18 protein-coding genes are annotated in these 18,213 nt (G+C 72.7%); 7 read left to right on the top strand and 11 right to left on the bottom strand.

What is annotated here, in order from left to right; all coding sequences use genetic code 11:
* Positions 1 to 41 precede the first annotated feature (41 nt).
* The 3 genes from ACFWPS_RS27935 to ACFWPS_RS27925 form a co-directional block, all read right to left on the bottom strand.
* Positions 42 to 2,327, bottom strand: coding sequence for a bifunctional polysaccharide deacetylase/glycosyltransferase family 2 protein (locus ACFWPS_RS27935; RefSeq protein WP_383709286.1), 2,286 nt, complete (start codon positions 2,325 to 2,327; stop codon positions 42 to 44).
* Positions 2,328 to 2,341: 14 nt separating this feature from the next.
* The gene (locus ACFWPS_RS27930; RefSeq protein ID WP_383709283.1) at positions 2,342 to 3,106 is read right to left on the bottom strand and encodes a hypothetical protein; all 765 of its coding nucleotides are present in this window, start codon (positions 3,104 to 3,106) and stop codon (positions 2,342 to 2,344) included.
* 99 nt (positions 3,107 to 3,205) lie between these two features.
* Positions 3,206 to 3,703 carry a DUF1877 family protein gene (locus tag ACFWPS_RS27925; RefSeq protein ID WP_383709281.1) on the bottom strand — a complete coding sequence of 166 codons (498 nt, stop codon included), beginning with the start codon at positions 3,701 to 3,703 and terminating at the stop codon, positions 3,206 to 3,208.
* A gap of 233 nt (positions 3,704 to 3,936) precedes the next feature.
* Between ACFWPS_RS27925 and ACFWPS_RS27920 the strand changes: the two genes are divergently transcribed.
* The 3 genes from ACFWPS_RS27920 (at position 3,937) to ACFWPS_RS27910 (ending at position 5,838) form a co-directional block, all read left to right on the top strand.
* Positions 3,937 to 4,569: an RNA polymerase sigma factor gene (locus ACFWPS_RS27920; RefSeq protein ID WP_383709278.1), complete on the top strand. Its 633-nt coding sequence runs from the start codon at positions 3,937 to 3,939 to the stop codon at positions 4,567 to 4,569.
* A gap of 86 nt (positions 4,570 to 4,655) precedes the next feature.
* Positions 4,656 to 5,390: a hypothetical protein gene (locus tag ACFWPS_RS27915; protein ID WP_383709276.1), complete on the top strand. Its 735-nt coding sequence runs from the start codon at positions 4,656 to 4,658 to the stop codon at positions 5,388 to 5,390.
* Positions 5,391 to 5,472: 82 nt separating this feature from the next.
* Positions 5,473 to 5,838, top strand: a complete 366-nt coding sequence (locus ACFWPS_RS27910; RefSeq protein WP_383709273.1) for a hypothetical protein — start codon at positions 5,473 to 5,475, stop codon at positions 5,836 to 5,838.
* Between the two features lie 164 nt (positions 5,839 to 6,002).
* On the opposite strand, the gene ACFWPS_RS27905 is transcribed toward ACFWPS_RS27910, so the two are convergent.
* The 4 genes from ACFWPS_RS27905 to ACFWPS_RS27890 all read right to left on the bottom strand — a co-directional run bounded on the left by ACFWPS_RS27905 (position 6,003) and on the right by ACFWPS_RS27890 (position 8,315).
* Positions 6,003 to 6,587 (bottom strand): TerD family protein, encoded by a 585-nt coding sequence (locus ACFWPS_RS27905; protein WP_383709270.1) that lies wholly within the window; start codon positions 6,585 to 6,587, stop codon positions 6,003 to 6,005.
* A 115-nt stretch (positions 6,588 to 6,702) separates the two neighbouring features.
* Positions 6,703 to 7,131 carry an arsenate reductase ArsC gene (locus tag ACFWPS_RS27900; protein WP_383709267.1) on the bottom strand — a complete coding sequence of 143 codons (429 nt, stop codon included), beginning with the start codon at positions 7,129 to 7,131 and terminating at the stop codon, positions 6,703 to 6,705.
* Positions 7,132 to 7,155: 24 nt separating this feature from the next.
* Positions 7,156 to 7,899 (bottom strand): aquaporin, encoded by a 744-nt coding sequence (locus ACFWPS_RS27895; protein WP_383709265.1) that lies wholly within the window; start codon positions 7,897 to 7,899, stop codon positions 7,156 to 7,158.
* Complete coding sequence (locus ACFWPS_RS27890) at positions 7,896 to 8,315, bottom strand: ArsR/SmtB family transcription factor (protein WP_383709263.1); 420 nt, start codon at positions 8,313 to 8,315, stop codon at positions 7,896 to 7,898. Before ACFWPS_RS27890 ends, ACFWPS_RS27895 begins: the two co-directional genes overlap by 4 nt.
* Before the next feature lie 315 nt (positions 8,316 to 8,630).
* On the opposite strand from ACFWPS_RS27890, the gene ACFWPS_RS27885 reads away from it, so the two are divergent.
* The gene (locus tag ACFWPS_RS27885) at positions 8,631 to 10,019 is read left to right on the top strand and encodes a hypothetical protein (RefSeq protein WP_383709312.1); all 1,389 of its coding nucleotides are present in this window, start codon (positions 8,631 to 8,633) and stop codon (positions 10,017 to 10,019) included.
* Between the two features lie 77 nt (positions 10,020 to 10,096).
* On the opposite strand, the gene ACFWPS_RS27880 is transcribed toward ACFWPS_RS27885, so the two are convergent.
* Positions 10,097 to 10,630, bottom strand: coding sequence for a TetR/AcrR family transcriptional regulator (locus ACFWPS_RS27880; protein WP_383709309.1), 534 nt, complete (start codon positions 10,628 to 10,630; stop codon positions 10,097 to 10,099).
* Positions 10,631 to 10,652: 22 nt separating this feature from the next.
* Complete coding sequence (locus tag ACFWPS_RS27875; RefSeq protein ID WP_383709260.1) at positions 10,653 to 11,489, bottom strand: alpha/beta fold hydrolase; 837 nt, start codon at positions 11,487 to 11,489, stop codon at positions 10,653 to 10,655.
* A gap of 196 nt (positions 11,490 to 11,685) precedes the next feature.
* On the opposite strand from ACFWPS_RS27875, the gene ACFWPS_RS27870 reads away from it, so the two are divergent.
* A complete protein-coding gene (locus ACFWPS_RS27870) occupies positions 11,686 to 13,611 on the top strand; it encodes an N-acetylmuramoyl-L-alanine amidase (protein ID WP_383709258.1) in 1,926 nt (641 codons plus the stop codon).
* 142 nt (positions 13,612 to 13,753) lie between these two features.
* Here ACFWPS_RS27870 and ACFWPS_RS27865 read toward each other — a convergent pair whose 3' ends face one another.
* Positions 13,754 to 14,299, bottom strand: coding sequence for a TetR/AcrR family transcriptional regulator (locus ACFWPS_RS27865; RefSeq protein ID WP_383709256.1), 546 nt, complete (start codon positions 14,297 to 14,299; stop codon positions 13,754 to 13,756).
* A gap of 135 nt (positions 14,300 to 14,434) precedes the next feature.
* Between ACFWPS_RS27865 and ACFWPS_RS27860 the strand changes: the two genes are divergently transcribed.
* Complete coding sequence (locus tag ACFWPS_RS27860) at positions 14,435 to 15,448, top strand: NADP-dependent oxidoreductase (RefSeq protein WP_383709254.1); 1,014 nt, start codon at positions 14,435 to 14,437, stop codon at positions 15,446 to 15,448.
* Between the two features lie 87 nt (positions 15,449 to 15,535).
* Here the strand turns inward: ACFWPS_RS27860 and ACFWPS_RS27855 are convergent, their stop codons facing one another.
* Positions 15,536 to 16,921 carry a mucin-1 gene (locus ACFWPS_RS27855; protein ID WP_383709251.1) on the bottom strand — a complete coding sequence of 462 codons (1,386 nt, stop codon included), beginning with the start codon at positions 16,919 to 16,921 and terminating at the stop codon, positions 15,536 to 15,538.
* A gap of 180 nt (positions 16,922 to 17,101) precedes the next feature.
* Here ACFWPS_RS27855 and ACFWPS_RS27850 point away from each other — a divergent pair, with 180 nt between their 5' ends.
* Entirely contained in the window at positions 17,102 to 18,121 is a 1,020-nt protein-coding gene (locus tag ACFWPS_RS27850) for a LacI family DNA-binding transcriptional regulator (protein ID WP_383709249.1), read from the top strand.
* The last annotated feature ends 92 nt before the right edge of the window (positions 18,122 to 18,213 follow it).

Raw genomic sequence — 18,213 nt, 5'->3', positions numbered from 1 at the left:
CGGGGCCACCACGCGACTGCCGCACGGCGGTGGGGTTCACCTCAGGCGGGGACCCGCGGAGGGCGGTCCTCGCCGGGGGTCCCCGCACCCGCCGGTGCCCGCAGGCTGCCGTAGCGCTCCATGCGCTGCCACCGCAGCCGTGAACCCGCCACGGCGGTGAAGACCGACTGGATGACCACCAGGTACATCAGCTGGCGGTAGACGAACTGCTGCAGCGGCAGGCTCCACAGCGGGCCCGGGCGTTCCCCGTCCAGGCGGAACGCGTACAGGCCCATCAGCAGTTGCAGGAGCAGGAAGGCGAGCCAGAGCGCGGTGATCCGCAGCGGGTCGAGGAAGACCAGGCCGTAGAGGGCGAACACGTCGACCACGGGGGCGAGCAGCGGCAGCAGCACCTGGAAGAGGAGGAGGTAGAGCAGGCCCCGGCGGCCGAGTCTGCCCGCGGCGCCGCCCTGCACCAGCGCGCCGCGGTGCTTCCACATCGCCTGCAGGGTGCCGTAGCACCAGCGGTACCGCTGCCGCCACAGGGCGTCCAGCGACGCGGGCGCCTCGGTCCAGGCCACCGCGCCCTCCTCGTACACCACACGCCAGCCGGCCCGGCACAGCGCCATGGTGAGGTCGGTGTCCTCGGCGAGGGTGGCGTCGCTGACCCCGCCGAGGGCGAGCAGGGCCCGGCGGCGGAAGGCCCCCACCGCTCCGGGCACGGTCGGCATGCACTGGGCGAGGTCGAACAGGCGGCGGTCGAGGTTGAAACCGACCACGTACTCGATGTGCTGCCAACGGCCCAGCAGGCCACTGCGGTTGACGACCTTCGCGTTGCCCGAGACGGCGCCCGTACCGGGGTCGGCGAAGGGCTGCACGATCGCGTGGACGGCGTCGGGTTCGAAGACGGTGTCGCCGTCGACCATGACCACCAGGTCGCAGGAGGCGGCGGCCAGACCGGTGTTGAGCGCGGCGGGCTTGCCCGCGTTCCGCTGCCGGATCACCCGCACCCCCGGCAGACCGAGGGACTCCACCAGGTCGGCGGTGCCGTCGGTGGAGCCGTCGTCCACCACGATGATCTCCACCGGATGGTCGGAGGCGACCAGGGAGCGTACGGCCGCCTCGATGCCGGCGCTCTCGTTGTACGCCGGGACGATGACGCTGACCGGTTCGGTCACCGGCGGTCCCCAGGGCCTGGCCCGGCGCCCGGTCCGGAGTCGTCGGTGCCGGCGGGCCGCGACCAGGACGACGGCCGCGCGCAGCACGCTGATCGCTCCGGCCGCGTACATCAGCACACCCAGCAGCCGGATGGTCCAGTCGCCGAGCTGCAGCATCTTGATGAGGGCGATGCCCTGGAGGCGGTTGCCCAGCCCGGCGCGCTGGACGGGGCCGGCCATGCCGACCGAGGCGCCGACCGTCGTGAACCGGAAGCCCTGTGCCTTGAGCCGGGGGATCAGGGTGTTCAGGGCGGCTACCGTCTGGGAGCGGTCACCGCCGGCGTCGTGCATCAGCACGATCTGCCCGGCCCTGCCGTGCGGTGTCGCGTTCGCGAGGACGCGGGCCGTGCCGGGGCGCTGCCAGTCCTCGGCGTCCAGGGTGGAGAGCACCGTGACATACCCGGCCCTGTCGGCCTGCTTCAGGACGGACCAGTCGGCGTCGTCCAGCGCGTCGTTCTCCGAGGAGTACGGCGGCCGCAGCAGCGCGGTCGTCACCCCGGCCGCGCCCGCCACGGCCAGCTGGGTCTCGCGCAGCTCCAGCGAACGCTGCCACGGGGCGAGGCGGGAGAGGTCGGGGTGGGTGAAGGTGTGGATGCCGATCTGGTGGCCGTCGGCGACGATCCGGCGGACCAGCTCCGGGTGGGCCACGACCTGGGTGCCGACGACGAAGAAGGTCGCGTGCACGTGGTTGCGGCGCAGCACGTCGAGGATGCGCGGGGTCCAGACCGGGTCGGGGCCGTCGTCGAAGGTGAGGGCGATGGTGCGGGCCTTCGGGCGGGCGGTGTGCGGGGAGCCGGCGGCGTTCGCGATCACGGGGCCGCCGCGGGCCACCTGACCGGGCACCGTGTCGGCACGGCCACGGGGGCCGGTCACGTCGTCCGAGGTGATCCCGAACATGTGGTGGGTGTAGCCCTGCAGCAGGAGGGCCGCCGACAGGGTCACCACGAGCACGCACAGCAGCAGCCAGTGGGTACGGGGGGTGACCCGCCGGGTACGGCCGCGGAGGCGGGGTATGGCGCTGCGGCGAGGCACGGCGCTGCGGCGAGGCACGGCGGTACGGCGAGGCACGGCGGTACGGCGAGGCACGGCGGTACGGCGCCGGCGATCGGTCGGGTCGGTCGGGTCGGTCACGTCAGGGCCTTGGGTCACTTCACGGGCTTGTGGGACGCGGCTTTCGCACGCCCCTTGGCGGAGGGCGCGTCGGTGCCGGTGGCGGCACCGGCGCTGGTGGTGGGGCTTGCGCTCGCGGTCGGGGCGACGGTCGGGGAGCTGGTCGCGGTGGTGGCGGACGTGACCGCGGCGGTGGTCGCCGGAGCGGCCACGGCCGCCGGCCGGCCGGAGTCGGGCCGCGACGCCGTCGGAAGGGAGTTCCCGTCCGCCGCGCCGGAGTCCGCGCTCCCCGTCGTACGGCCGGTACCGGCGGGAGAGCCGGGGGCGGTCGCGCGGGGCGTGGCCGGGTGCGTGGCTTCCGGCAGCGGGACGAACGGAGCGCTGATGGTGGGGCCGCCCAGCAATGTGCTGACCAGCAGCGCGACATAGACGCCGGCGGGGATCACCATCAGCCGCGCGGCGCGCCGGACGCGGCGCTGGCGGCGCCCCGAGGCGTCCACGAAGACGGGCCGGGCCGGATCTCGCTCCGGCGTGTCCGGCGCCGGTGCGGGAGGCCCGGGGGCGTCGTGGTCCGTCGGCAGCACGGTGAGCACGGCACCGTGCGGAGAGTCCTGCTCGGCCGTGGCGAGCCGGCCGGGCCCGGCGACGAGCAGCGGCGCACCGGCGGTCCGGGGCTCCGGCTCCGCCACGGCCGTGTCGGCGGTGGCGCCGGTGCCCTCGTGGCCGTGGGCATGCCCGTACCCGGCGCCGCCGGACGGCTCCTCGCCGTGTGCTCCGCCGCTGTCGCCCGTCCACCGCACGAGTCCCGCCCCCTCTCCATGCCGACCGACGTGGTCGTCCGCATGGAGAGAGCGCGGCGGGCCGGAACTGTTACACCTCCCGCCTCGGGCCGCCGCTCCTCACGCCTTGGAACGCCACTTCACCACTGCGTCCCCGCACTCGGCGGTGTGCGCGTAGAACGCCCGCAGCTCCCGGTGCGTCGTGGCGAAGGCACGCCACGTCTCGGGCTCCGCGCCCACGCCGCCGTAGCGGGGCAGCAGCCCGTCCCGGGCGAAGTCCCACAGTGCGTCGAAGTCGGTCCGCTCCAGGAATCCGGCCACCCGCCGGGCCTGGGCCGCCGTGAGCACCAGCAACGGCGGCTCGTGCCGGTCGGTGCGGAGCACGGGGCGGCCGCCGAGCACCACCTGGGCCTGGGGCCGGTCCCCGGGACCGTCCGGCGGCGCGCCGGTGTAGATGCGCTCCTGGTCCAGACAGCATCTGTCCAGCACCTCCGCTCGGCACCGGCCGACCTGGTGCCGGACGGCCTCCGAATCGCTCGCGAAGAGCCGTTCCAGCCATGTCGGACTGTTGCGCAGTGCCGGGGCCGGCACCGCTCGCAGATGGAGGTAGGCACTCATGACAGAGGGAGCGCACGAAGGCGCCGAACCATCACGCGGCCGCGTCGGCGGCGGTGGCCGCCACGGCCTGTACGGTGCCGGACACGGCGCCCGCTCCGCTGTTGCGGCGGGGAGTCCTGTGGCGTTGTGACGTTTCTGTGAGCTCGCACGCTGGTCACCATGGGGCCGTCGTTGCGACCGGAGCACGGCGGACGACGTGGACTCGGCTGTGATCGGTGCGAACGAGGGCAATCTTGGGCCAGGTACGGCAACCCCGGCGCGTACAGGAGTACGACGGGGAACTGGGCGCGGCGGTCGCGCGCGCCCAGGACGGCGACGAGGCCGCCTTCGCGATCGCCTACCGGATCGTGCAGCCCGGCCTGCTCGGCTACCTGCGCGGCATCGTCGGCGACGAGGCGGAGGACGTGGCGTCCGACGCCTGGCTGGAGATAGCCCGCGACCTCGGGCGGTTCAAGGGCGACGGCGCCGGCTTTCGCGGCTGGACCGCGACCATCGCCCGGCACCGGGCGCTGGACCACCTGCGTCGCCGGCGCGTTCGGCCCCAGGCCGGCGGTACCGACCAGGACGTACTGGATCTGGCCGGCCCGTACAACACTCATGAGCAGGCCCTGGAGTCCCTCTCCACCGAGCGGGCCCTGGAGCTGATCCGCGGACTGCCGCGGGACCAGGCCGAGGCCGTGCTCCTGCGGGTCGTGGTCGGTCTGGACGGTCCCGCCGCCGCGCGCGCCCTGGGCAAGCGGCCGGGCGCGGTCCGCACGGCCGCCCACCGCGGCCTGAAACGGCTCGCCCGTCAGCTGGGCATCGGCGACGAGGCGGAGGAGGGTGTGACGGATGTGGCTTCCCGTGCGCTGGGGGAGTCGACATGAACGACAACCGCAACGGGACCGACCGGCAGGCGCCGGAACCGGGACAGCGGACGAATCGAAGCGGTCGGACAGGAACGGAAGCGGACATGGGCGAACGGCTGGGCGGTGACGGGGTGCGGGGCCGTCGACGTGTGCAGCCCGGCGGCGCCCTGTCCGGCCTCCGGGACGCGGGTGACGACGCCGCGGTGGAGGACGCCGTGCTGGAAACGGCACTGGCCGCCGCGGTCCGCGCGGCCGATCTCGGGTCCCGGGGCGAGCAGCAGGCCGTGGCCGCGTTCCGGGCCGCCCGCGCCGAGGGCGCGCATCGCGCACGTACCCGGCGCCGGGACGACTGGCGGCCGGCGGCGGACCGGCGGGCCCGGCGCCCGGCGAAACTGACGTTCGGCGTGGTCTTCGCCAGCCTCGCCCTGGGGGGTGTGGCGGTCGCGGCCATCGGCTCCGCGGGCTCCTCCACGGAGGGTGCCGGCCATGGCCGGGGAGCGGTGAACCCCACGGTGACCGCCCCGAACCGGCCGGGCGGCGCGGCCTCGGCACCGTCCTCCGGCAGCCCCCGGACGGCGGACCGACCTGCCACCGCCCAGGACACCGAAGCCCACTGCCGTGCCTACGCGCAGGTCCAGGGACGTGGCAAGGCGCTCGACGCGACAGCCTGGCGGCGACTGGTCGCGGCAGCCGGCGGTGCGGACAAGGTCGCCGCCTACTGTGCCGAGCAGCTGGCAGAGGAGACGGCCAAGCCGAGCCACCCGGCCGACGCGGGCAAGTCCGGCGAGGGGGCCGCGAACTCCGCCAACGGCGGGCAGGGCAAGGGCAAGAACAAGTAACCCTCCGCCTCCCCGCAAGGGCGGGCCCCCCGGGGGGAGCCGCCTATGCTGGCAATTGGCAGCACAGGGGGAGGGGCAGCTGATGGACTGGTTCTGGTGGGTTCTCATCATCTTCTGGACGGGTGGCTTCGCCTGGGTCGCCGACAACGTCCGTACCGCACTGCGCAATCGGCATGAACGGAAAGTGCAGTTGCTGGAGGCGGCGAAGGAGGAACGGCTGGCTGTCGAAGCCGCGAACAAGCCGCCGGAGGCGGTCTGCGGATGCGGTCACCACCTCGCCAAGCACGACAAGCAGGGCCGGTGCCACGAGCGCGTCGAGGTGCCGACGGCCTGGGACGAGAACAAGAATCCGCTGCGGTACGAGGCCGGCCAGTGCAACTGCCAGCAGTACGTGGGACCGCAGCCCCTGTCACAGGTGTTCGCGGAGGACCTGACGGACCGGATCTGACCCGGACGGGATCTGATCGGAACGGATCTGATCGGAACGGCGAACCCTATGGCCGGGCACCGCAGGACAGGTGGGGGGCTGCCTCGCAGCGGCTCGGCCACGGCCACCGGTCACCGAGCCGCCGACCGGATCCGACGTCACCACCGTCGGTCCTCCGGGACGTGTCACTTGCTGACGGCGAAGCGCATCAGGGCGTGTTCGTCCCCCTGCTTGATCTTTCCCGTCAGGTTGATCACCTCCAGCTTCCAGCTTCCGCCGACCCGCACCGCCTTGGCCACGGCGCAGCCGTTGTCCTGGGTGAGCAGGCTCGGCCATATGTCGGCGACCTGCTGGGAGCTGCCCCCGGTGGCGTCGTAGACCTTGAAGCTGATGTTGCGCGCCTTCTGGAAGGAGCTGCCCTTCTTGTAGGCCGCGGCTACGAACACGATCGACGTGACGTTGGACGGGATCCGGGCGAACTCGACGGTCACCGTCTCGTCGTCGCCGTCCCCGCGCCCGGACTGGTTGTCGCCGCTGTGGACCAGGGAGCCGTTCCCCATCGGGTCGAGGGAGTCGAGGCCCGCGAGGCGTACCGGCTCCCCGCCCTGCATGGCGATGGCGATGAGGTCGAGGTCGGTGCCGGACTTGCGGCGGAGGACGCCCATCACTCCGCCGCTGCTGCCGGCGGTGGGATCCCACGAGACCCCGATGGACAGGTGGGTCACTCCGTCCAGGTCCGCCGGGCCGTCTTCCTTGGTGAGCGTGATCATGTGTGGCGCATCCTTGTGTCGCAGGGACTACAACACGCAGAGTGTGCACGGCGCCTTCGCGGTTCCACGTGCCGGGTCCGGTAACACGCGTCCTCGTCGAGGGCAGGGGCCCCCGTCAGGCGCCGGCCGCCACGCCCAGGTCGGTGAGCAGGCCGCGGATGCGGGTCTCGATCTCGTCGCGGATGGGGCGTACGGCGTCGACGCCCTGCCCGGCCGGGTCGTCCAACTTCCAGTCCAGGTAGGTCTTGCCGGGAAAGACGGGGCAGGTGTCGCCGCACCCCATCGTGATCACCACGTCCGAGGCCCGGACGGCCTCCGTGGTCAGGATCTTGGGGGTCTCGGCGGAGACGTCGATGCCCGCCTCGGCCATCGCCTCGACGACGGCGGGGTTGACCGTGTCCGCCGGGGCCGAGCCGGCCGAGCGGACCTCCACCGCGTCTCCGGCGAGATGCGTGAGGAAGGCGGCGGCCATCTGGGAGCGGCCCGCGTTGTGGACGCAGACGAAGAGGACGGAGGGCCGGTCGGCGGCGGGAGTGCTGGACATGGTGGCGACTTCCTGGGCGGTGGGTCAGGGGAGGGTGGGGGCGGCGAGCCCGGGTTCGCCGTGAACCGACGGCGTGACGGGCTGGGCGGGGGCCGGGCGGCCGAAGAGCGCTGCCACGAGCGTCAGCCCGAGCACCGTGCCGCCGGCCTGTGCGGCGATGAACGGGGCGACCGAGCCGGGCGCGATGCCGGCGAAGGTGTCCGTGAAGGCACGGCCGATGGTGACCGCCGGGTTCGCGAACGACGTCGAGGACGTGAACCAGTACGCGGCGCCGATGTAGGACGCCACGGCCACCGGGGCGAAGCGGTCACGGCCGACCCGGGCCAGGCCGAAGACCAGGAGGACGAGGCCGGCGGTGGCCACGACCTCGCCCAGCAGCAGGTGGCCGGCCGAGCGGTCGTGCCTCGACCAGTGGACCAGCGGCTTGCCGAACATGGCGTCGGCCAGGACGGCACCCGCGATCGCTCCCGCGATCTGGGCGGGAACATACGCGGCGACGTCCCGCCCGCCGAGCCCCTCGCCGGTGCGCCGGCCGGTGCACCAGGCCGCGAGTGTGACGACAGGGTTGAAGTGGGCGCCCGAGACCGGGCCGAGCAGCACGACGAGGGTGCCGAGGCCGAAGACGGTGGCCAGGGAGTTGGCGAGCAGCCGGACGCCGGTGTCCTGCGACAGTTCGGTGGCCTGGATGCCCGATCCGACCACGACCGCGACCAGCGCGGCGGCACCGACGGCCTCGGCCAGGGCGCGACGCCCCAGAGACGCGCTCACCCCCGCGCCTTCTCGGCCGTCGGGGTCGCCGGGGTCGCTGAGGCCGTCGGCGTCGTCGCGGCCGTCGGCGTCGTGAGGAACACGGCAAGCCGGTCGAGAGCCTTCGGCAGCACCCAGTAGTAGACCCAGGTACCGCGCCGCTCGCAGTCGATGAGTCCGGCCTGCCGCAGCAGCTTGAGGTGGTGGGAGATCGTCGGCTGGGACAGGTCGAAGGCCGGGGTCAGCTCGCACACGCACATCTCGCCGCCGTCCCCGCGCGAGGCGATCATCGACAGCAGGCGCAGCCGGACCGGATCCCCGAGGGCCTTGAACACCTTCGCCAGCTCGCCCGCCCGTTCCTCGTCCAGCGGTGAGGCGGTCGACCCCGGGCAGCAGGCCGTGTCCTGGCCCAGCACCTCAAGCTCCTGTTTCGACATGCCTCTATGTTGACGTTCTTCGATCCAAGGCGCAAGGTTGCATCGAAGAACGTCAATACAAGGTCGTTCCGGGGCGTCGGGATCACCCCGACGCACCCGGTCGCCGACGGCATGCACTCCGCCGTCGTCCGCGCGGCCAAGCCCGCCGGGCTCCCTTCCGGACAGTGACCCGGGCGCGCTCGCGCGGTTCGCTCAACTCCCTTTAATTCTTCAGCATTTACGTACGGCACCCCCATACGATCCCCTCGCTGTCCGTACACCAGTGCGCATCCGGGCACCGGATACGGGCATCCAAACGGGAGGGACCACTTGACCATGTCCTTCGGCGCGCCCGCGCGTGCCGTCCTCGCCATTCTGGGAACCCTCGGCCTGTCACTGGCCGCCGCCGTGTCACCCGCGAGCGCGGCCGGGGGAACGCCCACCACACCCACCCAGCTCTTCAACGGCAACCGGAACTGCTCGACCGACGCGGACCGGCCCACGTACCTCTGGGCCGGCAACAACGTTGTCGTCGAGAGCATCCCCGGGACCACCGACGCCACCGACAACTCTCCGGTCAGCGTTCGGTACCAGGTCTGGCCGGTCGCCGACCCGTCGCATACCGAGACGGTCACCCATGACCGCGCCATCCCCGGGTTCGAGTCCCGCAGCCTCCTGCCCGACGACCTGCTCGCCGACGGGCAGACCTATGCGTGGCGGGCGCAGACGGTGGCCGGGGACGCGGCCTCGGACTGGTCCGTTCCCTGTTACATCACGATCGACGACACCCGCCCGGCGAGCACGCCCACCATCACCTCGCCGAACTACCCGCCGAACCAGTGGAACCGGGGCGGCGATCCGGTCAGGTTCACGTTGAACGCCAACGGCGACGACGATGTCACTGGGTTCCAGTACTCCTGGACACAGCCCGTCCCGGCCATCGTCCTCGCGGACATCGGCGACCACGGCATCCCGCAGCCCCGCGACCTGTATGCGGATTCGGCACACTTCGTGCGCGCCGATGCTCCCGGCGGTTCGGCCACGCTCGACCTGGTTCCGCCGTACAGCGGCGGCGGGACCCTGTCGGTGCGCAGCCTCGACCGGGCCTTCAGCCCGTCGGAGACAACCAGTTACAGGTTCCTCGTCAGCAACACGGCACCCACCGTCACCCCGGCCGACCCGTCGCCCGAGTTCGGCGACACGACCACGTTCACGCTCCGGCCCGACGCCGCGCTCCAGGCGAGGAGCCCGGTCGTCAGTTACTCCGTGCACACCTTCGGCGGCCCGGACGGCGACAGGACCTTCGACGTCGCGGCGGCGGCCGACGGGACGGCGACGACAGAACTCACGATCGACGGCATCACCGGCGAGCATCTCGACGTGACCAGCAGGAGCGCGAACGGCTGGCTCAGTGATCCGGCATTCTGGGACATCGACTACGACACGACTCCCACCGTCGCCTCCGAGGCCTACCCCGAGAACGGTTCCGGCGGCGGTGCGGGCGTCCCGGGCACCTTCACGTTCACGCCGAAGGTGAGGGGCGTCGTGAGCTACACGTACTCCTTCGACACGGAACCGGAGGTCACGGTCGCCGCGGGAGCCGACGGCGGCGCGAGCATCGACTGGACCCCGCCCTCGGACGGCTGGTACGGCCTGCATGTCTACGCGACGACCCGCTCCGGCGTCCAACTGGCCACGTACGACTACTCCTTCACCGTGGGCTGAACCCGCGGACCGCCCGCTCGCCGAGCACGCCCGGGCCCACCGCAGCCACCGGTGGGTCCGGCCCGCGGCGGCAGCTCTCACCTGGCGCGCAGGCCCCGGTCGGCGAAGGCGATCAGCCACTCGAAGCTCTCGTCGATGTCGGCGCTCCACTGGAAGCCGTTGTCCGCCTGCAACGTCGCGAAGCCGTGGCAGAGGCTGCGGAGCATGCGCAGCGCGTGGTCCACGTCGGACTCCGGGATCCGGTAGCCGCGCAGGACCGCCAGGAACGCACCGAGCAGCCGCTGCCCACCGGTGGCCAGCGGATCGTCCGGTCCCGACGGTTCCACGCCGATCGTCGCGGCGTTCCGGCCGGGGTGCGCCAGGACGAAGGCGCGGAAGGCGCGCGCCGCGGCCGCCAGGGCGTCGCGGCCCGCGTGCCCCTGGATCGCCCCGCCCACGGCGTCGGCGGCCTCGTTCAACGCCAGGGCCGCGATGCGCCGGTTGAGATCCTCCAGGCTGCCCACGTGCTTGTACAGGGACGGGGTTCGCACGCCCACCCGCTCGGCCAGCAGGCCCATGGTCAGGTTGGCGAAGCCCACCTCGTCGGCGAGGGCGGCACCGGCCGTGACCACGGCCGCCGGGTCCAGGCCGGCCCTAGGCACGAGCGGCGTCCGTTCGGAGGAAGCCGAGCACGAGCGGAACCACCTGGTCGGGGAACTGGTCGTGCGGGTAGTGCCCGGCACCCTCGATCATCTCAAGGCGGCCGAGGCCGGACGGCAGGGCATCGACGACCGCCGACCCCTCGGCCTGCGGGTCGGCCCAGTCGGGGTCGAGCGTGCCCATCACGACCAGCACCGGGCAGCGGACGTCGCCGAGCCGCTCGCCCGCGTCGGTCGGGGCGCTGCGGCCCATGCCCTGCAGGGCCTTCATCCGGCCCGGCTCGCGCAGCAGGGCGTCGATGCGGCCGAGCCGCTCGGCCCAGTGGGCCGGCTTCACGCCGGGGTAGGCGACGTCGAGGTACGAACGCCAGAGCGGCACGCTGCCGAACGCGCCCGCGCCGAGCAGCCGCAGCATGCCCCGCCGGAAGCGCCTGACCCGCAGGTCGCCGAGGCGGATCGACTGCTTGCGGGTGAACGGCGCCAGCTCGACTACCGCGGTGATCAGCGAGGGCTCCTGGGCCGCGGCGATGGTGGCGGCGCCGCCGGAGATCGAGTGGCCGACGAGCACGGCCGGGCCGCCCAGGTGGCGGATCAGGGCGAGCAGGTCGCCGGCGATGGCGGTTCGGCTCCAGGACGGCCAGTCGGCACCGGACTCGCCGCAGCCGCGCAGATCGACCGCGGCGACCCGGTGGCCTGCCGCCACCAGCTGCGGGATCACGGCACGGTAGGCGGCGCGGCTGTCGCCCATGCCGTGCGCGAGAACGATCAGCGGGCCGGACCCCGCCACCTCGTAAGCGATCGTGCCGCCGTCGACGGCGAGGAACTCGGTCATGACATCCTCCAGCGTGGCTAACTTTGTTAGCTAAAAGCTAATGCTGTTAGCCAACCTTGTCAACGACGAGCCGACGCGCGGCCCCCGAACCGCTCTTGAGAGCGGCCGATGTTCCGACCGGGCGTCCTCGAACGGAACCGCATGCCCGTTCCGTCGGTCCTCCTTTCAAGGTGATGTCGACGAAGAACGGAACAGCATGACCTTGCAGAGACGGAAGTCCGGGCGGCGGCTGGTGCCGGCCGTCGCGGGAACCGCCGTGGCGGCCGGAGTGCTGGCGCTCCTGCCGTCCGGAGCGCAGGCGCAGACCGGAACCGGAACCCCCCGACCATCCGGCGCCCAGGCCGACTTCACGGCCGCGGCAGCCGAGTACGACGTCCCCGTGCCGGTGCTCATGGGGGTCACCCGCGAGGAGTCCGGCTGGCAGTCCCACCCGGGCTACAGCGACAAGGGCGGTTACGGCCTCGGCAACCTCACCGACGTGACGACGAGCATGCTCGTCGACGGTGCGGCCGGCGCCGGTGGCCGCTCGGACCTGTCCTCACTGGTGAACCGGCCCGGCATGCACACCCTGCGGACGGCGTCGAAGCTGACCGGCATACCCGCGGCCCGGCTGAGGACCGACCGCGGCGCCAACCTGGAGGGCACGGCCGCTCTGCTGGCGTCCTATCAGAAGACCCTCACCGGCAGCCTGTCGGAGAACCCGTCCGACTGGACCGCGGCCGTGGCCAGGTACAGCCGGCTCACGGACGAGAAGGCCGCCACGGAGTACGTCGACGACGTCTTCGGGACCATCGCGTCGGGTGCCGAGCAGAAGACCGCCGACGGAACGCTGCGCCTGGCCGCGGACGAGACGGCCAAGCCCGAGCTGTCCCAGTTGGACAAGCTCGACCTGGAGAGCGCGGCCGCCACCGCAGGAGCCGAGTGCCCGTCCTCCATGGACTGCACGTACGCGCCGGTCGCCGTCACGGGCGGCAACGGCCAGGTGTCCAACAGGCCCGCGAACGGCATCCAGATCGACCGGATCGTCCTGCACACCGCCGAGGGCACCTTCGCCTCCGCGCTGGCGACCCTGTCGGCCACCGGCGCGACCGCGTCCGCCCACTACCTGATGGACACGGACGGCAGTACCACGCAGCTGATGCCGGTCGAGGACATCGCGTACGCCGTCGGCAACTACCACTACAACCTGCACTCGGTCTCGATCGAGCACGCGGGCTTCACCGCGCAGGGCGCCCAGTGGTACACCGACGCCACCTACCGGCAGACCGCGGAGCTGGTCGCCTACCTCGCCCAGCAGTACGGCGTACCGCTGGACCGGCAGCACATCCTGGGCCATGACAACGTTCCCGGCTCGCTCGACTCGAACCTCGCCAAGCAGCACTGGGACCCGGGCACGGCCTGGGACTGGAACCGCTTCATGAAGCTGCTCGGCGCGCCCACCGACACGGGCCGGCACGGGGTGGGCCAGGCCGGCTCGGTGGTGACCATCGCTCCGGACTTCGAGCGGAACACCCAGTCCTACACGGTCTGCCCGGCCGACGACCCGACCGGTGCGACGACGGCCTGCGGCGAGGTCGCGCAGTCGTCGAACTCGCTGTTCGTACGCCAGGCACCCGACGCCGACGCGCCGCTGCTCCTCGACCCCGACGTGCACCCCGGCCTGACGGCGGGCACGGACGGGATCAGCGACTGGAGCGACCGGGTCCAGGCCGGTCAGCAGTTCGTGGTGGCCGACCGCGAGGGCGACTGGACCGCGATCTGGTACGACGGCCAGGAGGGCTGGATCCACAACCCGTGCGGGCGGAACACCGTCCCGACCACGGGTGTGACGGTCATCCAGGCCGTGGGCCCCGACGCCGCGCCGCTCTACGGCCAGGCGTACCCGGCGGCGTCCGAGTACCCCGCCGGCCTGTCGCCGTCGAGGCAGGTCGCGCTCACCGCGCCCGGCTACCGGATCCCGGTCGGCCAGGCCTACGTCGTGGACCAGCCGGCCGCGCCCGCCGACGACTTCTTCACCTCGGGCGCCGTGGTGAAGGGCGCGGCGAAGTACTACCAGGCCCAGTTCAACAACCGGACCATCTACGTGAACGCGGCCGACGTGACGGCCACCGAGGCCGACTGATCCCGGACCCCGCACGCGGGAGAACCCGGACCCCGTAGGCGGGCGAACCCGGTCCCCGTAGGCGGGCGAACCCGGACGCCGAGACGTGCCCGGAGCCGAACGGCGCCCGGCCCCTCCGCGTCCGAGCCCGGCCGCACCCACGTCAGCCTGTCAGAACCGCGCTCGTGACGACGTCGAAGAGGCGATCGGCGCGCGGCGCGAACGAGGACTGGTCGCCGAGCCACGCGAGTGCCGCCACCAGGGCGAACAGATCGGCGCCGTCGATGTCGGTGCGCGCCGTGCCCGCGGCCTGGGCACGGGTGAGGAGCCCTGTGCCGGCCGCGCGCATGGCGACGCACGAGGCATGGAGCGCGGACTCCGGGTCCTCGATGGCGGCTGCCATCAGCTCTGTGGCGCCCCGGTACTCGTGCGCGACCGCCACGCAGTCGCGCAGCCACGAGACGAGGGCGTCCTCCGCCGAGCTCGACGTTTCGAGCTCGGCCGCCTGCCTCGTCAGCTCGTCGAAGCTCGTGCGCAGCAGGGCGTCGAGCAGCGCCTCGCGGGTCGGGAAGTGGCGGAGCAGGGTGGCGAGCCCCATGTCGGCCCTGCGGGCGATGTCGCGCAGCGATGCCTCGGCGCCCTGCTCGGTGATGACGGTGCCCGCGACGGCGAGCAGGTGGTCGCGGTTCTTCCTGGCGTCGGCCCGCATCTGTCCCTCTCGGCTATCCGGAGCGGTGGTCCATTTGACGATCCGGATCAGTGGTCCATATATTCGGATCAGTGGTCCGGGTATATGGACCACTGATCCGATAAGCGTATCCCCTGGCAGGGGGAGGAGAGACCGATGCCGACACGCACGATGAGGGCCGTCCGGCTGCATGAGCACGGCGGCCCCGAGGTTCTGAGCCACGACGAGGTGCCGGTTCCCGAGCCGGGACCGGGTGAGGTGCTGGTCCGCGTCCACGCGGTCGGCGTGAACCCTCCGGACTGGTACCTGCGCGACGGGCTGAGCAACATACCCCCGGAGGTCAGGCCGAAGTTCGACCTGCCCGTGATTCCCGGCACGGATGTCTCGGGCGTCGTGGCGGCCGTCGCCGCGGACGTGGCGGACTTCTCCGTAGGCGACGAGGTCTTCGGCCTCCTCCGCTTCCCCGGCTTCGACGGCCGGGCGTACGCCGAGTACGTGGCCGCACCGGCGTCGGACCTCGCACGCAAGCCGGCCGGCATCGACCACGTCCACGCGGCCGGGGCGCCCATGGCCCTGCTGACGGCCTGGCAGTTCCTGATCGAGCTCGGCCACGACCACCCCTCGCCCTTCCAGGCGGCGCGACACCGCCCGGTGGCACTCGGCACCGGTACGACGGTGCTCGTCAACGGTGCCGCGGGCGGCGTGGGCCACTTCGCCCTGCAGCTGGCGAAGTGGAAGGGTGCACGGGTCGTCGCGGTGGCCTCGGGCACGCACGAGCCGTTCCTGCGCGAACTCGGCGCCGACGAGTTCATCGACTACACCAGGAGCCGTCCCGAGGAACTCGTGCGCGACGTCGACCTCGTCCTCGACGCCGTCGGCGGCCGCGAGAGCAGCCGCTTCCTGCGCACGCTCAAGCGCGGCGGCGCCCTGTTCCCCGTGTTCTTCGGCGAGTACGACGACGCGGAGACCGCCGAGCTGGGCGTCACGGTCTCCGGCACCCAGGTCCGCTCGAATGGCGTCCAACTCGCCGAAGCGGGACGCCTGCTGGACGCCGGCACGGTACGCGTCGCGATCGACAGCACGTTCCCGCTGGCGGACGCGCGAGCGGCTCACGAACGCGCCGCCCGAGGGCACATCCAGGGCAAGATCGTGCTCACGGTCGCCCGGTGACGGACGAGCCGTCTCACCGCCGCGGGACACCGCCGGGACGGCCGCGTTCCTGACGCCCGGCGCCGCCGCACACCTCGCCGGCCGGCGTCACGGCGTCGCCGGTCCCGGCCATATCGCCGAGGCGTCGTCGCGGGTCGGGTCGGGCAGGCGGACCGGGCGGACGGGGACGGTGCGGGTCTGTCCTTCCGTGGCGGCCGTCCAGGGGGCGGGGCGGCCCGAGTAGCTCAGGGTCGTGAGGACGAAGACGCCGTCGGCGTAGACCTCGACGTACTCGCCGACGGTGAGCACGCGCAGCGTGGTCGCGGGCTCGGTCAGGACGGTCTCGCCCAGGGGTGCGCCGGCGGGGCCGGTGACCCAGAGGTTCTTGCCGTCGCAGCCGACGACGAGGGCGGGGCCGCCGTCGTCGCCGGTGCGGAGGGTGATCTCGACGCGTCCGCAGACGTCGATGTCGCCGACCGCGTGCAGGGTCGGTTCCTCCGTCTCCGCCAGGAGCCAGGCGTCCAGGCCCGGCCACCACTCCAGGCGGGGTGCCGAACCCTCCGGCACGGCAAGGGACTTGGGCTGGGCCAGCATGCCGCGGCACCGGTCGCCCGAGTCCGTCAGGTCCACCCGGCGCGGGGTGGTGTGCAGGACGACGCGGGAGCCGTCAGGGGCGGCGATGACGCGCGGGGCGTACGAGCCGGTCGGGCCCAGCGGGCCGCGACGGGTCCACGGGCCGCGCAGCCGCGGTGCCGTCCATGACTCGAAGCCGCGCGTCGAGCCGATCGAGCCGATCAGCAGCCAGCTGCCGTCGTCGAGGCGTTCGAGGACCGGGCACTCCAACTCGTCCACGTCGCCGGGCGAGATGAGCGGCGGGTGGACGGTCCAGTTCTCCAGGTCGTCGGAGGTGGCCCAGGCGACACAGCCGCTGACCTCGACGGGGAGCGAGGCGTCGGCGGCGCAGACGACCATCACCCAGCCGTCCGACTCGTCGTCGCGTACGACGAACGGGTCGCGCCAGCCCATGCGTTCGCCGGTGCGGTACCAGCGGGCGTCCGCCTCGACCACGGGACCGGTGCCGTGGCGGCGCCAGCCGGTGCCGTCGGTGCGATCGGAGTGGGCGAGGCCGACGGACTGGAGCGGCCAGCCGCCGTCCGTGAGGCCGCTCACACCCGTGTAGAACATCGCCATTCCGGAGCCCGAGCCCGAGCCCGAGCCCGAGCCGGAGCCGGACCCGGTGTCGTGACGCACGGGGTGCATGGTCCACACCGCCTGCTGGTCGAAGCGGCCGGGCAGGCCGTTGCCGAAGGCGGTGCCCGCGGGCTGCCAGCCGACCAGGTCGGTGGAGGTGGCCCTGCCGTACGAGGTCTCCATCCTCAGGTGGTCGAACTCGCTCGTCCACGGGCCCTGCAGATGCAGCACCGCGTAGGTGCCGTCGTCGTCGCGGAGCAGGGCGAAGTCGTTCACGCAGAGGCCGGGCGGGGCGTATCGCATGCGCATTTCCTGTCGGCTCGCAGTGCTCAAACGCATGCGCTGAGCAGTGGCACAAAAGATCTCGCTGGAGAATTGGCCCAAGTAAAACTGAACGCAAACGCTTGCGCAACAGCGAGCTCCGGCTTACGGTCACGTCACCCCCAGATCACACCGATGTGAAACAGACGGGAGAAAAGTGCTGTGACCGTCAGCATCACCGATGTCGCCCGGGCCGCCGGAGTCTCGGCGTCCACCGTGTCCCGCGCCCTGCGCGGCCAGCCGGGCGTCTCCGACGAGGTGCGGGCGCAGATCACGGCCGTCGCCACGCAGCTCGGCTACACGGCGTCCCGGTCGGCGTCGAGCCTGGCCAGCGGACGCACCTTCACCATCGGGGTCGTCGTCCCGTACGTGGGCCGCTGGTTCTTCGGCACCGTCCTGGACGCCGCCGAGCACGTGTTCAGCGCCGCCGGGTACGACGTCCTGCTGTACAACCTGGGCTCGCCGGAGACCCGCAAGCGTTTCTTCACCAGGCTGCCGCTCCGCAAGCGGGTCGACGCCGTGCTGTCGCTGCTCATCCCCGACGAGGAGGAGTCGGCCGCGCTGCGCTCGCTCGGCGTGCCGCTGGCCAGCACGGTCGGCGGCGCCCGGCCCGGCTTCAGCGTGGTCGGCATCGACGACCGGGCCGGCGCGGAGAGCGCCGTACGGCATCTGGTGAACCTCGGCCACCGCCGGATCGGCATGATCAGCGGGTCGAGCGGGGAGCAGCACTGGACCACGCCGGTCGCCCGCCGCCAGGCCTACCTGGACGTCCTCTCCGAAGCCGGGATCGCGCACGACCCGGCCCTGGAGGCGGACGGCGACTACACCGTCGACGGCGGCGAGCGGGCGATGACCGAGCTGCTGGCCGCGTCCCGGCCGCCGACCGCCGTGTTCGCGCAGTCCGACGAGATGGCGATGGGCGCGCTGCGCGCGCTCAGGCGGCACCGGTTGCGGGTGCCGGACGACGTGTCGGTGGTCGGCTTCGACGACCACGAGCTGTCCGACGTCCTCGGGCTGACCACCGTCGCCCAGCCGGTGGCCGGCCAGGGCGCCGAGGCCGCCCGGCTGCTGCTGCGGCAGCTCGACGAGCCGGCCGGCGAACGGGCCGGGCATGTGCAGATGCCCATCCGGCTAGTCCTGCGCGAGACCACCGCACCGCCGAGCCCGCGCGGCCCCCAGTAGCCCTCGGCCCCCAGTAGCCCTCGGGGCCCAGCAAGCCCTCGGGGACCGTCAGGCCCCGAGCTCCCCCACGCCGGAAGCACCAGCGCACCACG

The sequence above is a fragment of the Streptomyces sp. NPDC058457 genome (assembly GCF_042720695.1).
GTDB lineage: Bacteria > Actinomycetota > Actinomycetes > Streptomycetales > Streptomycetaceae > Streptomyces.
This window is presented reverse-complemented; position numbering and strand designations above follow the sequence as displayed.